The sequence below is a fragment of the Deltaproteobacteria bacterium genome, assembly GCA_016874775.1.
GTDB lineage: Bacteria > Desulfobacterota > Binatia > Bin18 > Bin18 > VGTJ01.
This window is the reverse complement of the sequence record VGTJ01000152.1, coordinates 1-15,974: the sequence shown is the minus strand read 5'-3', so window position 1 is coordinate 15,974 and position 15,974 is coordinate 1. Positions and strand designations below refer to the sequence as shown.

Here is a 15,974-nt window from a genome sequence, read left to right as displayed (position 1 = left end):
ACCAAGTCCAAACGCGGGCCGAAGAAGCCAGTACCTCACAAACTGAGTGGCAAAAAACAAACGCACGTATCGACTGCGCGGATTCTGGCGATGCGACGGTAGTCAACCGACCTTTACAGGGATGGCCGCTATGGCATCGCCCGTCATGTCCTCGAACTCTTGGTGGAGCAGAACTACGAAGTGGACTGCAGTACTACTCCGGGATTCGACTACCGTGGTGATGGTGGCCCAAATTTCGCGGACGCCTCCTTAGACTGCTTCTGGTGTGGTCCAGATGAAAAAATTCTCGGCATTCCGACCACCGGCGCTTTAGTTGGCTTTTGGCAAGCGTACGCCAATGCAGTGTACCGCTTTTGTTCGACTGGTTGGCGCCCGCGTTTACGCCTCCCGGCGATCCTCTCGCGACTCAATGCGATCGACCGGCTTCGGCTCTCCCCTGAAGGATTCGGCTGGCAGGAGCATCGCAAACTCACGCACTTTCTCCTTGACCGGGGAGTGAAGACGTTTACGTTCTCGTTTCATAGTCCTTCGCTCGTGCCTGGCCACACCGCATACGTACGCAATGAAAATGATCGTGCACGGTTTCTCGATAGTTTTCGCCGTTACTTCGATTATTTTTTTGGTCAATTGAACGGTCGTACCATGACCGCCCTCGAACTGAAAGCTACTCTACTCTCGCACTCTAGGAAGAAGAAAGACCACCAATGAAAGTTCTGGGAATATCACCGCTTGATAAAGATGCCAATGCGTCAGCCGTAGAAGATGGGAAAATTCTTTTCGCTGCTGGCGAAGAACGTTTCAGTCGGGAGAAGCAACATGCTGGTTTTCCCTACAAAGCCATTGCGGCAGCCCTGGCGACCACAGGATGGAAAGTCGAGGATATCGATGTTGTCGCCTATGCGTTTCTCACGCCAGAGCAGGAACAGCAATCGTTGCTCAAGAGCATGGCCAAGGAAAGCGATGCAGCCGGTACATATCGCGACCGCGGGTTACAGCAACGTCTGTCCGAGGCGGAACGCCGCGTGCCCAAGCGTACGCAGGCCATTCCCGGCCTGTCCGTGCCCAACCAACGGATGGACAAACCGTTGACTCACAGAATGTTCTATCGCCTCTTTGGCGGTGATCCGCAACTGAGTCACCTCTACTCGATGTACGTCGACAGACAACGGTCAGGGGAACAATTGGCTGAGCACCAGCACTGGCACAAGGAACTGGAGCGTGGCCTACAACATTTTGCTCTGACCGACAAGCTGAAGCGCTATGAGCACCATCTGTCGCACGCGGCCAACTCGTATCTGGCCAGCGGTCTTGATCGCGCGTTGATTGTGACGATCGACGGCTACGGCACAGGACTCGCCGGCTCAGTCAGCGTCGGCGAGGGCGGCAAAATACGACGTGTCCATAATATTCCGTTTCCCCATTCCCTTGGCTCGTTTTATGAAAGTGTCACGGCGTCGTTGGGCTTCAAACCGGATCGTCACGCAGGCAAGATCGTCGGGCTCGCAGCCTATGGTGATCCGTCTGTGCTTGCGGATATTTTGTTACATCGCTGCGAGGAAACTGACGGTGATTTTCGCATCTACGAAAACCTCAACGTCTACTTCTCTCGCCACCTGGCCCTGCGTTTCCCAATGATTGATGTTGAGGCAGCGTATCAATACGTGCTCGAACAGCTCGCGTGTCGACTGGTCGCTTATTGGGTGAAGCAGACCGGCATCGGCAATGTCGTCCTTTCGGGCGGAGTGACAGCAAACGTCAAGATGAATCAGCGGATTTTCGAGATTGACGGCGTCACTGGACTTTTCGTTTATCCAAATATGGGAGACGGTGGCTGCGGCACTGGGCTTGGATTGTACGCTAGCTGGCCGGGTGGAGTCGGGATACCGTTGGACAATGTTTATCTTGGGCCATCCTATAGCAAAGCTGATGTGCAGGCCGCTTTGGATCAGGCCGGACTCCAATACACGCGACCGGGAAATCTTGCCGCAGAGGTCGCGCGACGCATCCATGCTGGTGAGGTCATCGCACGCTTCGATGGTCGTATGGAATATGGCCCGCGGGCACTAGGGAACCGCTCGATTCTATATCATGGGCGCGATCCCGAAGTGAACTAGTGGTTGAATCAGCGCTTGGGGCGGACCGAGTTCATGCCGTTCGCGCCGGTGACGTTGTGGGAAGCGCGCGACAAGTGCTATCGCAATGTCGACGGTGCCACCCATGCCGCAGAGTTCATGACGGTAACGTTCGATTGCACCGATTTCCAGCGCAGTGTGTGTCCTGCCGCCGTTCATGTCGACAATACAGCGCGTCCACAGCTTATTCGTCGAGAAAAGAATCCGGGCTATTACGATATCCTCAAAGAGCATGAAAAGCTCTCTGGCTCACCATCAATTATCAACACCAGCTTCAACATGCACGAGGAACCGATTGTGTGCTCACCCCAGGACGCGGTACGTGCGTTTCTTGATGGTCGTATCGATGGGCTAGCTGCTGGGCCATTCTATGTGGAACACCCGTCCGTCCGCGAACGAGTGAAGCCCAAGCAAGCGGCGTAGTGTGATGCCGGGAATCAGCGGTAGAGAAGCACGGACTCGCGCTCTGCGAGCCATTGCTCCTCGTCTCGAGTAGCGAGGACATCAAGGTCAGCAGGCGTTGCGGTTGGATCGTCAACCCACTGACGTAACAAAGGGCTGCCGTTAATGAGATCAATCGCCAGTCGGTCACGTTCGTATTCGTAGGGAAAGTCGCGCCACAGGTCGTAGTCCGGTCGCAACGCACGCAGGGCCTTAAATGCGAGCGCCAGCAACCGCCAGGGTCTGAACAGCGAGTGATCATAGCTGCGGTCTTCGACGTGAATCTGTACCCCACCGCAGAGTTTTCCCACATGTTTGTGAAACGTCGGCTCGAACCAGCACGGCCTGAGTCGACATCCTTGCATCCACTGAGGCGCCAGCGATGTCATTGTCTGCAGCAGTGCCCGCGGGTCCAGCTCTGGAGCACCAAAGAGCTCTAGGGGTCGCGTAGTGCCACGTCCTTCTGACAGGGTCGTCCCTTCCAGCATGACCGTGCCCGCGTAGCAGCGCGCCATCCACAAGTTCGCAGCATTAGGGCTCGGGTTCACCCACGTCCGTTCGCCAAGCGGCCAACCATATCCTGGTGCGGCGCTCGGCTCCCAGCCCTCCATCGTCACTGTCTGATAGTCGACATCGAGTTTCAACGTACGCACGAACCACTGTGCCATTTCACCTAGAGTGAGGCCATGCCGCATGGGTGACGCGCCCGCTCCCACAAAACTCTCCCAGCCTGGTCGCAAGCGTATCCCTTCGACAGGACGCCCCACCGGATTCGGACGATCGAGAATCCACACGCTTTTGTGGTGCTGAGCCGCAGATTCCAGGACATACCGTAAGGTTGTGATGAACGTATAAATACGACAGCCAACATCCTGCAAATCCACAAGCAGCACATCAAATGTATCCATCATCGCGGTCGTCGGTCTGCGCACCTCACCATAGAGGCTAAAGACCGGAATGCCGTGCGCCGGGTCGCTGAAGTCGGGCGACTCAACCATGTTGTCCTGCTTATCACCGCGTAACCCATGTTGGGGACCGAAGGCTGCACTGAGCTTGATTTCAGGATGGACCGCGAGGGCATCGAGTGCATGCTCCAGGTTGTGCGTCACCGACGCTGGATGTGCGAGCAACGCCACGCGTCGCCCAGCGAGCTGTTGGCGTAGATTCTTGTCCGCGAGCAAGCGATCGATACCAAACTTCATCTTGCATCCTTACCTTCCGTGACACTGGTGCGCGTATCGATCAGCAACACAAAACTATCGCGATGGTGAAAATCAGGCTTAGCCGCTGGATGCTGTAAAGCCCAATAGGAGAGGGCACCATCGGTATCCTCTAGGACAGCCGACAATCCCAGCTGAAACGGTTGCCGCGTCAGCGAGTCATCCAGGCGAATGCACGCTGTAAGGACGAAGTGTTGCCTTTCTTGTCGTGCTTCAATGAGAGGTGCTTCGACCTCATTGAGCTCGATAGGCTCGCGATAGGCACGAAACGCATAGGCGGCCCATTGTTGGGAGGGCGAGAAGTTATATTCTCGGTAACCTGCACTGTCCTGACACGCGACGAACGCTTCAAAACAGGTGTGCTTCCATAGCCCGTCAACGCGGGCCGCGAGCGTTCTGCTCGGAACCTGCAATCTTGAGCAGTCGCCAGCGACCATGTACGTAAGCGCGCATCTGCCATCGTGGAACCACTCCACAGACACACGCATCTCCGAGGTAACGGAGGTGAGCGTCTGTGGATGGCAGATCAGTGTCCGCTGATGCACGCGTCCAGGTCCTTTGCCGTTCCCAGACCTACGCCTTACCCTCGACCTGACTAATGTCGCGCACGGCTCCACGTGCAGCACTGGTTGTGAGCGCCGCGTACGAACGCAAGGCAGCGGACACAGCGCGTTGTCGCTTGGCGGGCTTGTACGCGTTCTTCCCTTTCGCTTCCATACGTTGTCGTCGTTTCGCCAGTTCCTCATCTGACAACACGACATTGATGCTACGATTGGGGATGTCGATACGAATCCGATCCCCTTCTTCGAGCAACGCAATGGCACCGCCTTCTGCAGCTTCGGGGGAGACATGGCCGATCGACAAGCCGCTCGTGCCACCACTAAAGCGCCCATCGGTCAGCAAGGCACATTTGGTGCCCAGATGTTTCGACTTGATGTACGAGGTTGGATACAACATCTCCTGCATGCCCGGTCCACCGCGCGGCCCCTCATAGCGAATGACCACCACGTCTCCAGGATTGAGCTTGTTGCCTAAAATACCCATGCACGCTTCTTCTTGTGATTCAAAAATGCGCGCTGGTCCTTCCATCACCCAAATCGACTCATCGACCCCAGCCGTCTTCACGATACAGCCTTCTTGCGCGATGTTGCCATAGAGTACGGCGAGACCACCGTCCTGGCTGTAGGCGAATTCGACCGCACGGATACATCCGTTAATGGCGTCGCGGTCTGCAGTATCGAACTGTTTGTTTTGTGAGAAGGCGTCTTTTGTTCTGACGTTACCTGGCGCGGCTAAACTGCGACGTGAGGCAAATTCGTCGGTCTGCTCACGGCGTATGTCGTTGCGGTCAATCATCTGACCCATCGTCTCACCGCTCACCGTCATCGCATTGCGATGGATCTTCCCCGCCCGATCGAGTTCTCCGAGGATCGTGGCAATCCCACCGGCACGAGCACAGTCCTCGATATGGTACTTTGCCGAGGCCGGAGCGAGCTTACAGATGCACGGCACCTGGCGCGACAGACGATCGATATCGGCCATGGTGAAATTCACACCCGCTTCCTGGGCTGCCGCAAGGAGATGGAGCACGGTGTTGGTCGAGCCGCCCATGGCGATGTCTAATGTTATCGCGTTCTCGAATGCCGTGAAGGTCGCGATACTACGCGGCAGCACCGACTCATCACCGTCCAAGTAATAGGCCTTAGCCATGCGCACAATGCGTTTTGCTGCCCGCGCAAACAGCTCCCACCGTAACGCATGCGTGGCGAGAATGGTGCCATTACCGGGCAGTGCTAAGCCAATCGCTTCGTTAAGGCAGTTCATGCTGTTTGCCGTAAACATGCCAGAACAGGAACCGCACGTCGGGCACGCCGCCTCTTCCATCTTCTGTACGTCCTCATCACTAAGCGAGTCGTCTCCCGCACCAATCATGGCGTTGACGAGATCGAGTTTGGCGGCGCCAGTTGAGAGTTCAGTCTTACCAGCTTCCATCGGACCGCCAGAGACAAAGATCGTCGGGATGTTGAGGCGCATGGCCGCCAGCAACATCCCAGGAGTGATTTTGTCACAGTTTGAGATACAGATAATGGCATCGGCCACATGGGCTTGGACCATGTATTCGACGCTGTCGGCGATGAGCTCGCGGCTCGGCAAGGAGTACAGCATGCCGTCGTGTCCCATGGCGATGCCGTCATCAACCGCGATCGTATTGAACTCGACACCGTAGCCACCATTTTCGTCGATGATCGCTTTGACTTGCTGACCAACATTGTGCAGGTGGACATGTCCGGGCACGAACTGGGTGAACGAATTGGCAATAGCAATAATCGGCTTCTGAAAATCTTCAGTTTTCATACCGGTCGCACGCCACAGTGCGCGCGCACCTGCCATGCGTCGTCCTTGGGTGGTCGTACCGCTTCGATATCCTTGCCGTTGCATAAGTTTAAGCCTCCTTTCCTATGGTCGCCAGCTTGCGTCGTGATTGGCGTAGAAGATACCAGCTTTTGCTGGGTGTATCATAGCCCCACGCATTCAGACGTGCCGCTGTCACCTACGCCGATGGTAGTGGCACCAGTTCACTGACTTCCGCCATTTCAGCCGCCGTCAAGCGCCAATTTGCGGCCGCGGCATTGGCGCGAATCTGTTCTGGCTTGGTAGCCCCGGCGATGACCGACGTGACACACGGTTGTGACGCAAGCCACGACATCGCGAGCTCTAGCAGCGAGTGGCCACGGCTTTTGGCGAAGGCTTCAAGCTTTTCGATCTTGTTGAAGTTATCGTCGTTCGCCCAACTCTTGAAGAAGTCGAGTTTGTCGAGGCGACTGCCAGATGGCAGCGCTTCACCTCGTCGGTACTTGCCGGACAACAGACCATTGGCGATGGGAAAGTAGGGGAGTTGGCCCACATGTTGGCGATCACAGGCGGGAATCACATCTTTTTCAGCGCTGCGATTCAGTAAGCTCCATTCATTCTGCGCCGTGGCAAATGCCACCGTATTCTTGGCTTTCGCTTGTGTTGTGGCCTCGTCAATCTGCGCACCAGTGAAATTGGAGTGCCCGATCGCCCGTACTTTGCCTTGTTTCACCAGATCATTGAGCACGCCGAGGGTCTCTTCGATCGGTGTTTGCGGATCAGGATAATGCATCTGATACAGGTCAACATAATCGGTTTGCAGGCGTTTCAGACTCGCATCGATACACTGAGTGATATAGGCTTTCGTGCCCCAGCGCTCATTCCCTTTGCCGTGCTTGGCCATCCCGCCAAACTTCGTCGCCAGAATAATGTCTTTGCGGCGCGGTTTCAGGATCTCACCCATGAAGGCCTCTGACTTGGTACCACCATACATGTCGGCGGTATCAAAGAAATTCAGGCCAGCGTCGAACGCAGCGTTGAGCACCGCACGGGTTGCCTCAATGTCGATCGTCATGCCAAAATTATTGCAGCCAAGCCCCACAACACTCGCCTGCAAGCCCGTGTTGCCAATCGGACGCATCTCCATCGTTATTCCCCTTTCCGTTGTATCAAAGCAACGTTGCTGTCGTGTACCGAGGCACCACCTACCACGTTCAGGGTCGCATTGTCTACGTTTGCTGATAATGTTCCACCGCCGGCATCCGATCGTAGAAGTGATGCAACAGTCGTCGCCATTCCTGGTATTCCTGAGACCCGCGGAAGCCGACGGTGTGGTCCTCAAGTGTCTGCCAGCGAACCAGTAGCACATAGCGATGAGGCCGCTCAATGCAACGCTGCAGCTCGTGCGCGATATATCCCTTCATTGAGGCAATAATCGGAGCTGCCTTGACAAAGGCACGTTCAAACTCGGCCTCCTGACCGACACGCACGTCAAGCATGGCTATTTCCAAGATCACGGTAACCTCCCGGAAGACAATGTTCGCGCGACGTAGCAACTATCCTGGTAGATAGCTCCCACCATTCACATGAATAGTCTGTCCTGTGATAAAGGCAGCATCATCCGAGAGCAAAAAGGCCACGGTCGCCGCAATCTCCTCTGGTTTGCCTGCCCGGCCGACTGGAATGTCCTTGGCCATCCGCTTGAGATCATCATCAGAAAAAACGACCTTGAGACCGTCATGCAGGATGAGCCCAGGAGCAATCGCGTTCACCGTGACTCCGTAACGAGACAGATCAAGCGCAGCAGATCGGGTATACCCTGTGATGGCCGCCTTTGCAGCAGCATACGGTGCTTGCTCCCCCAACGGATGATATGCCGATAACGAGGCAAGGTTCACAATACGTCCGAAGCCACGATCCTTCATCGACTGGCTAAAGGCTCGGGTGAGATAGTAAGTGCCGTGCAGGTTCACTCGCAGTGTGCGTTCCCAAATACGCGATTCCGTATTCGCTGGCCCCCCGGCTCCGTGAATACCCGCATTATTCACCAAATATGCAATGGTGAGCCCTTGGCCGCGAAGCTTGTCCGCAAAGGCACTCACCAATTCCTCCTTGGCCACGTCAAGTGGGTGAAACTGCACGCGGTCTCGATCTGTGGCGGGAAGTTTTTGTAGCCAGTCACTCACGGTGTCAGCCACACGGTCGCAAGCAACAATATCATGTCCCTCTCCGAGTAGTCGCTGCGTCATCGCCGTGCCAAGTCCGCCAACAGCCCCAGTTATCAATACATGTCCACGTTTCGTGCTCATTTGCCATGCCATCCTTTCACACAATGCGCCACCCAGCGTGCCACCTGCACAGCTTTACAATTGCGCGCTGTCCGTTATACCATCCCGGCGTCATCGACTGCGCACAGGAGGATGCAATGTACTCACTCAAAGATCAAGCCTGTATTGTCGGTGTCGGTGAAACACCGCACACCCGTGGTACTGATAAGAGCGAATTGGCGCTCATGCTCGAAGCCTCCGTCAATGCTATCACCGACGCGGGCCTCACTCCCCATGATATTGATGGAATCATTCCACCGCCGACTCCCTCTGCAACCGCGGAACACTTTGCGGCGAACCTCGGGGTCGAAGACCTGCGTTATTCAGTCACCGTTCACATGGGTGGGGCGAGTGCATTGACTGCCGTGCAGAGTGCGGCTTTGGCGGTTGCGTGCGGTGTCGCCAAGAATGTCCTGGTCCCCTTTGGCTGGAAGGGATACTCCAGTGCTCGGGTTCGCAGCCTTGGCAGCGGTGACAACGACGGCATCTCAGGAGCCCTGGGCAGTTTGATGACAACGATTAATGAGTACTATTTGCCATTCGGTGCCTCTGTGCCAGTGCAATGGTATGCGTGGCTCGCAACGCGGCATAAGGAAATGTACCACATTCCAGATGAGGCGACCGGTGCTATCGCTGTGGCCTCGCGCAAGCATGCCCATCTCAACGATCGAGCCTTCATGCGCAATAGACCGTTGACCATGGATGACTATTTGAATGCGCGCTGGATATCCAAGCCGTTTCGCCTGTTCGATTGCTGCTTAGAAACTGATGGAGCTTGTGCAGTAGTAATCTCGTCGGTGGAACACGCCCGTGACCTCAAACAGACACCCGTGTACATCTCGGGCATCGCTGAGGGACATCCGTATCCGGCGGACGACATTCCGGCGCGACGTGATCCGTTTGTCATCGGCCTAAGCTTCGCAACGCCTAATGCACTACGTATGGCAGACGTTGAACTCAAGGATGTTGACTTCTTGCAAGTCTACGATTGCTTTACGTACGTCGTGTTACTGCAACTTGAGGCGTTGGGACTGTGTAAGCGCGGCGAGATTGGTGATTTTGTCAAAGGTGGGAGAGTTGAGCTGGGCGGAGAGTTTCCCGTCAACACACACGGCGGGCTGCATTCAGAAGCTCATGTCGGTGGCATGAACCACATCGTCGAAGCAACACGTCAGCTTCGACGCCAGTGCGGTGAGCGGCAAGTACAGGATGCGCAGGTGGGCTTGGTGACGGGGTGGGGCGATTTTGGCGACGGGAGTTTGGCGGTGTTACGACGCTAGCGACTGCGTAGAGCCATCATACGTGATGGCTCTACCGCTGGTGAGATTTAGAGAGCCGCCGCACGAATGTCGTCGACCGCCACTGTCCGGTGCGGATTGAAATGCGGCAGAATGTGCTGCCCAATCCGCTTGATCGACTTCATGATGTTAACGTGAGGAATGCGCCCAGCCTGTTTGAAGCAAATGACCTGGCTCAGACCGGCCTTCTGGAAGTTCTCTAGCTTGCGGATGACTTCATCCGGGTTACCAACCGCCACCATGTGATGTGCTTTCAGTTCGGCATCGGTGGCCTCTTTTGGGTCCCCCGACATGGCAAAGACATTACGCAAATACTCGTACGAATATAGTTGGTTCTTCACCATGAGCGGCTGGAAGAGCTTAGCGACGTTGTGCAAGAACCACCGTGCTCCGTCGAGACCAATGGCTTCCTCTTCTTTGTTTTCAGCTACGTGCATGATGGCAACACCAGCGAATTGATCGTTAATAATCTTGGGAATAACGTCGGTCCGATTTTCCGACGCCTTGCGGTACATAGCCATCGCCTTCTGCACTTCTTCCCAGTTGAAGTTGAAGCTCAGCACACCCAAACCACGATCACCCGCCATTGTGTAGCTATCAGGAGCGACACAGGCCATCCACATCGGTGGGTGGGGTTTCTGGATCGGTTTTGGCACCACACGGCGCGGCGGTACTTTGAGAAGCTTACCATCATGCTCAAGAATTTCCTCTGTCCATGCCTTGACGATAATTTCGGCGGCCTCTCGCATCTCGTCACGGGTACGATCGTAGTTGACCGAAAATCCGTCAAGCTCCTGCGCAGTCGTCGAACGACCAATACCGATGTCCACACGACCATTGCTCATGATGTCCAAAACCGCAGCCTGTTCTGCAATTTTGATCGGGTGGTTGAAGTTAAAGGGAGTCAGTCGTACGCCATGGGAAATGCGAATATTCTTGGTGCGTTGACTCACGGCGCCGAAGAAGACCTCTGGTGCCGGGCTATGGGAGTATTCCTCCAAGAAGTGATGCTCAACTTCCCAGACATGGTCGAACCCGATACGGTCAGCGAGTTCAATCTGCGCTAAAGCTTCCCAATAGATGTTATACTCACTGAGCGCATGCCACGGTCGTGGCGTCTCCATTTCATACAGTAAGCCGAATTTCATCGTTCCTCCTTATTGGTGAGCCCAGAACGGACTAGCCCAGAACCGCGCCGACCGCCAGGGGCGATCGGCGCGGGCTATCGCCTACGCCGCGCCGTGGCGCAGCAATTTCCCTGATGTGGTTCCCGTCGGCTTGTCATCTTTGATCGTTACTTCGCCATTGACCAACACGTAGTGATATCCTTCTGCACGCTGCGCCCGACGCCATTCGTTACCGGGTAGATCGTGCATGACTTCCATCGGCAGGACTTTAATGTTGTCATAGTCGTAGATGACGATGTCGGCTGGGGCTCCGTCTTGTAACGTGCCGCGATCACGGAAGCCTGCGCAGCGCGCGGGTTGAGCGCTCAGCTTCCAGTGGGCTTCTTCCAGGCTCAACACTGAGTTCTCCCGCACCAGCTTCTGTATGGTTTCTGTCGGATAGCGGCCGGCGGTGAAGAACTTGGTGTGCGCGCCACCGTCAGACACACCAAGTAGCGTCAGGTCAGACCGCACGACTTCACTCAAATAGGGCAGGCTGCAGCCAATTGTCGTGTAGAATTCGGTTTTCAGATCGTCGGCAACCGCGAGGTCAAGCATCGCGTCAACTGGATGTTTCCCTTGACGCTGTGCTACTTCGCGCAGTTTGAGATTTTCCCATTGCTTCAGCTCGGGCCGTTTCACCGAGAGCACGAAAATTTCCTCAAACGAGTCACTAATGAGACCAGAGGTGTCTTTCTTCAAATCCGCACGCCTGCGAGGATCTGCAAGCTTCGTCCGCTTTTCCTCGATCGTGCCAAGCGTGGCCTCTTTCCACGCCGGATCGTCGTCCCACAGGTTCCAATCTTCAAAGGTAAAGACGAAACCGGGGTCAGTGGTCACACCTTGCCCATAGACCCGCAACCCCTCGTTGCGGCACCGTTCCAGCCAGGCCAGCTGGTTGCGATGACGTTCTGGGAAGCGATCACTTGCTTGCACCACATTGTAGATGATGGGACGGCCGCTGGCCCGCGCCAGGTCCTCGAAATGGCGTTGTGCGTCTTCATTCTTTCCGGTGGGGGAGAGGAAGATCGACTGAATAAACCCCTCGTTGCGCTCGGCGAGGACTCGCGCAAATGCCATACACGTTTCGTCGTGCATGATGTCGGTGACCATCGGGGTGCCATCATAGTCCATCTGGATACTGTTCATCCCCAAACGCTGCGCCGACCAACCGCAACCACCGGCGTCCATGCCTTCATGGATCAAACGACACATTTCCTGGGTTTCTTTTTCTGTCGGCATACGACCAGATTTTGCGCCATCAAGCCCCATGACCCAAATCATAATCGGTGCAACCGGAACGTAAGGTAACAGGTTGATACCTTTCGGAATACGCTCGATGCTGTCGAGATATTCCGGAAAGGTCACCCAATCCCACGGCATACCGGCCTTCATCGACGCGTACGGGATGGCCTCAACGCGTGTCATCGTGAGCATCGAACGATCGCGCTGGTCGGGGCGTACCGGAGCGAACCCGAAGCCGCAGTTGCCGATCACCGCAGATGTCACCCCATGCCATCCAGAGATCGAGCAGTATGGGTCCCAATAGATTTGCGCGTCGTAGTGCGTATGGAGATCGACAAATCCCGGTGCCACGATAAGGCCATTGGCGTCGATAACCTTGGTTGCATCGTTTGCAGCCAAACGACCAATCTTGGCGATACGACCATTCTTAATGCCAATGTCAGCCCGGTAGCGAGGTATCCGGGTGCCATCGACGACCATTCCGCCTTGGATAACGAGATCAAACGTCGGCATGAATATTCCTCCTTAGTTCTTGACTACTTGCAGCGACAGGTTGCCAAGGTTGGTGTTGCTCGGGTTGCCTGTCGTCTTTGAAGAGGTATAGCTGAGCGTAGCTGTCGTTGCAAGAAAACGTAGGCGTGTTCAACCGTTGCGTACAGCGACGAATAACGCAAAGGGTTCGACATTTTTCTGCGCGCGGTCGGGTTGGAGCACAAAGCCGTGACGGGCAAGGCATCGCACGAGCCACGGACGTGTGGGCCACACCGGCGAATGCGACCGATGCATGCGTCCTGGGCTGCGAACGCGGAATTGCCGTCCTGTGGTTTGCAGAATTAGCGCATTGGCAAAGCCGAGGAGCGAATATGCCACCGCGCGGCGATTGCCAAGCCAGCGCAGTCTCAGCAAATCGCGCGCCGCAGACCGCGCGGTTTCCGTCAGCAATATCAGGGTCCCGTTCTTGCGCAGCACGCGGCCAAACTCAGACACCGTGAGATTGACATCCAGATAGTTGATCACCAAGCGACAGAACACCACATCAAACTCTTCACTTCTAAACGGCAATACTTGTCCATCGCCACGAAAGACATGGGGCGGAGGCACGTGCTCCCACGCAGCAAAGACACGAGACAATCGCAAGTAGTTCTCCTGAAAATCAAGACCATACCCCGTCGCACCATGCTTGAGAAAATTCACAAGATGGCGTCCAGAACTACAGCCGACGTCGAGTACTCGCTTACCGGTCAAGAGTTCGGGTGTCACCCCTTCAGGTAAGGCGCGTCCGTGATCGATCCAGCTGCAATACTCCTTGGCAAAGTTCCCTAGCTCGTAGCCAAGCGGTGTTAAACGAAACCCGTGGGGACCACGCTCTTCGATCAGCTGGAGCGACTTCGCCAGTTGAACCACGTCTTCGCTGGTTGTAGCACTGCTCGTGACAGCAAAGCTTCCCTGTTTCGGCTCCGCGAAATAGGCTTCGCGCAAAAAGCGGCAAAGCGGTTCTCCGTGCCCATTCAGCAAAGCGGAGGTGACAGCATGAGGAATCATACAGAAATCCGTTGCTCTACCAGATACACGTCTTCAAGACCTATCGCGGCTACCCTGTCCTGGCATACCGGCCATTGCACGGTGAGCTTGTGTCGTGCGCGTTGTTGGCCCCGGCAAGATCGCGGCAGGACTGTACCATAGTCGCGGTGCGAAAACAGGACATAGAGAACCAACGCGCTACGCCTATCGACAGGCCTACCATCGCAGGCTACGATCGCGAGCCTGAAATTAGTCCTGGTGATGCAAAAGTGGCGAGACTCGTAATGTCTCCAACCTGAATACTATAAGAAGAACGCCGTGACATATGACACAGGAACGCTGGCACAAGCTGTTACATTTCAATTGCACCGGTTGTGGGAATTGCTGCCGCGACACCGTGGTGTGCCTTACAGATGCGGATATTCAACGCATCGTCGACGGTACGGGAAAAGCAGTCTCGAGTTTCGTGCAATTCTATGACGACGACGGCGTGGCATTGGCCGCATCAAGTCCGTTCTGGGTACCGTTTAGCGACAAGCCCGCAGTGATGGGACTCCGGTCAACTCGCGGGCACTGCGTGTTCTTGGACGGAGAGAATCGCTGCACCATTTATGAACACCGCCCCGTCACATGTCGTCAGCATCCGTTTGATGTCCAGCTGTCCGAGACCGGAGCGGTCACACGTGTTTCGATCAGTCGGGTGGTGGAGTGTCCCCATGACTGGACCGGTAAACTCACGCGGCGTGGGCTGCGGACCCTGCTGTGCTGGAATGACAGACAAGTGACGCGCTACTTCGCCAAAATCCGACAATGGAAGCGTATGCGTGACATGAGCAAGACCCCGAGGGCGTTTCTCAGATTCCTTGGCTTTGCCACGTGAGGCAACGCGAGGCTGATCGCACTTGGAAAGCAAAGCGAACCACGATACAAGAGAGGGCGTGCACGTCAACATCGCTTGAGGGGCTCAGGGGCCAGTCAGGAGGAAAGGGTGACCAAAGCAGATATTGTTGAACGGCTGTATGAACGAGTGGGGCTACCGAAGCAAGAAGTCTCCTATGTGGTCGAATCGGTCTTCGAACTCATGAAAGGGAAACTCGAACAAGGGGAGAAAGTGAAGATTTCCGGGTTCGGTAACTTCACGGTACGGACCAAACAGGCACGGCGTGGACGTAATCCCCAAACCGGCGAGACAATTACCTTGCCAGGACGGCGCGTCTTATCATTTAAAGCCAGTCCGCTATTGAAGGATGCAGTGAACCCGGCGTCATCGTAGGTTCAGCAGTCGTCGCATATCCTCAGACGAAAATAGCAGCCAGCGTCACGCACGCGTGACGCAGCTACCGACACTTAAAGGTCCTCGCAGAAAACCAACGACACACGTACCCAGCTGGCGACACTGCGACATCTGAGAACCCGAACACGAGCCTACAATGTCCGATAAGATACCTTATGACCATCACGCCGCGTCGGCCACAACGATCGAACAGGTGAACTCCGCTGAGCCCGCGATCTGCGCCGATGCCACGATTGTGGTCGTCGGCACCAGCTCATGGTAGCGAGCGCTCACCCAACCAGCCCGTGGCGTCTCACTGCCGCGCCATAACGCCACCGACACGCGGGGATCCAACGCCAGGATAACCGCCCCACCGCGGACGGCAATCATCACTCGGTGTGCGTCGACACGCTCAACGTGACTGTCGGCAGCACAGTGAAAAAACTATTTCACATTATATGACTCACACGCAGAGAGTGAGTCAGTAACAGTGAGTGTTTTCAATTCACCATCGAAATCTACGCACCGTCGATGGATAACCGGATCTGCGAGTTGCGCATATCCATCGTGCTCGCCAATGACGCGACCGCCGTTGGGTCGAGGTTCCCAAGACACACACCGCGCCTCTGCTCGCCTGCCCCAAAGAAATGGACCGAGCATTTCGGATTGATCGCGCGCATCGACCATGAGAGTGTTGTGCGCGCAGGTGCTGCGGAAATAGTCACGCCAGTCGGGATAGCGAAAATAGTCGTAGGTCCCAGGGTCGACGAAGATATGTTGGCCGAACGCGCGGAGAGTGAAGCTCAGTGCGTCAGCATGGCCGTGGGCCGCGATCGACTGAGAGCCCAGATTCCCGCAGTCGAAGAGCAGGCTTAGAGAGTGTTTTGAAAAAGGGATTGGTAAGCTTGAGGGATGAATACACTGCCGCGAGTTTATCCAACGGACCTGACCATGACCGAATGGACACAATTGAAGAGCTTCTTTCCCCCGGCCTCTCGC

General features: G+C 55.7%; 14 protein-coding genes and 1 pseudogene. 5 read left to right on the top strand and 10 right to left on the bottom strand.

The annotated features are described in order from the left end of the window. Positions 1–180 precede the first annotated feature (180 nt). Both FJ147_21650 and FJ147_21645 read left to right on the top strand, forming a co-directional pair. Positions 181–708: a hypothetical protein gene (locus FJ147_21650; GenBank protein ID MBM4258488.1), complete on the top strand. Its 528-nt coding sequence runs from the start codon at positions 181–183 to the stop codon at positions 706–708. Beyond that, positions 705–2,555, top strand: a pseudogene (locus FJ147_21645) (carbamoyltransferase). Before FJ147_21650 ends, FJ147_21645 begins: the two are co-directional and overlap by 4 nt. Before the next feature lie 14 nt (positions 2,556–2,569). On the opposite strand, the gene FJ147_21640 reads toward FJ147_21645, so the two are convergent. The 6 genes from FJ147_21640 to FJ147_21615 form a co-directional block, all read right to left on the bottom strand. Beyond that, positions 2,570–3,775, bottom strand: a complete 1,206-nt coding sequence (locus FJ147_21640; protein ID MBM4258487.1) for a DUF1343 domain-containing protein — start codon at positions 3,773–3,775, stop codon at positions 2,570–2,572. Beyond that, entirely contained in the window at positions 3,772–4,338 is a 567-nt protein-coding gene (locus FJ147_21635; GenBank protein MBM4258486.1) for a DOMON-like domain-containing protein, read from the bottom strand. Before FJ147_21635 ends, FJ147_21640 begins: the two co-directional genes overlap by 4 nt. Positions 4,339–4,366: 28 nt before the next feature. Beyond that, on the bottom strand, positions 4,367–6,232 hold the full coding sequence (gene ilvD / locus FJ147_21630) for a dihydroxy-acid dehydratase (GenBank protein ID MBM4258485.1): 1,866 nt from the start codon (positions 6,230–6,232) through the stop codon (positions 4,367–4,369). 112 nt (positions 6,233–6,344) lie between these two features. Next, on the bottom strand, positions 6,345–7,292 hold the full coding sequence (locus FJ147_21625; protein ID MBM4258484.1) for an aldo/keto reductase: 948 nt from the start codon (positions 7,290–7,292) through the stop codon (positions 6,345–6,347). An 82-nt stretch (positions 7,293–7,374) separates the two neighbouring features. Further along, entirely contained in the window at positions 7,375–7,662 is a 288-nt protein-coding gene (locus FJ147_21620; GenBank protein MBM4258483.1) for an antibiotic biosynthesis monooxygenase, read from the bottom strand. A gap of 39 nt (positions 7,663–7,701) precedes the next feature. Further along, positions 7,702–8,466: an SDR family oxidoreductase gene (locus FJ147_21615; protein ID MBM4258482.1), complete on the bottom strand. Its 765-nt coding sequence runs from the start codon at positions 8,464–8,466 to the stop codon at positions 7,702–7,704. Positions 8,467–8,570: 104 nt separating this feature from the next. Between FJ147_21615 and FJ147_21610 the strand changes: the two genes are divergently transcribed. After that, positions 8,571–9,752 (top strand): transporter, encoded by a 1,182-nt coding sequence (locus FJ147_21610; GenBank protein ID MBM4258481.1) that lies wholly within the window; start codon positions 8,571–8,573, stop codon positions 9,750–9,752. A gap of 47 nt (positions 9,753–9,799) precedes the next feature. Here FJ147_21610 and FJ147_21605 read toward each other — a convergent pair whose 3' ends face one another. From FJ147_21605 to FJ147_21595, 3 genes are all read right to left on the bottom strand, one after another. Then, positions 9,800–10,918 carry an LLM class flavin-dependent oxidoreductase gene (locus FJ147_21605; protein MBM4258480.1) on the bottom strand — a complete coding sequence of 373 codons (1,119 nt, stop codon included), beginning with the start codon at positions 10,916–10,918 and terminating at the stop codon, positions 9,800–9,802. A gap of 81 nt (positions 10,919–10,999) precedes the next feature. Beyond that, positions 11,000–12,694: an amidohydrolase family protein gene (locus FJ147_21600; GenBank protein ID MBM4258479.1), complete on the bottom strand. Its 1,695-nt coding sequence runs from the start codon at positions 12,692–12,694 to the stop codon at positions 11,000–11,002. A gap of 129 nt (positions 12,695–12,823) precedes the next feature. Further along, a complete protein-coding gene (locus FJ147_21595; protein ID MBM4258478.1) occupies positions 12,824–13,723 on the bottom strand; it encodes a methyltransferase domain-containing protein in 900 nt (299 codons plus the stop codon). A gap of 304 nt (positions 13,724–14,027) precedes the next feature. On the opposite strand from FJ147_21595, the gene FJ147_21590 reads away from it, so the two are divergent. Both FJ147_21590 and FJ147_21585 read left to right on the top strand, forming a co-directional pair. Beyond that, positions 14,028–14,582, top strand: coding sequence for a YkgJ family cysteine cluster protein (locus tag FJ147_21590; GenBank protein ID MBM4258477.1), 555 nt, complete (start codon positions 14,028–14,030; stop codon positions 14,580–14,582). Between the two features lie 108 nt (positions 14,583–14,690). After that, on the top strand, positions 14,691–14,975 hold the full coding sequence (locus FJ147_21585; GenBank protein MBM4258476.1) for an integration host factor subunit alpha: 285 nt from the start codon (positions 14,691–14,693) through the stop codon (positions 14,973–14,975). 444 nt (positions 14,976–15,419) lie between these two features. Here FJ147_21585 and FJ147_21580 read toward each other — a convergent pair whose 3' ends face one another. Further along, positions 15,420–15,944, bottom strand: a complete 525-nt coding sequence (locus tag FJ147_21580; protein MBM4258475.1) for a hypothetical protein — start codon at positions 15,942–15,944, stop codon at positions 15,420–15,422. Positions 15,945–15,974 lie beyond the last annotated feature (30 nt).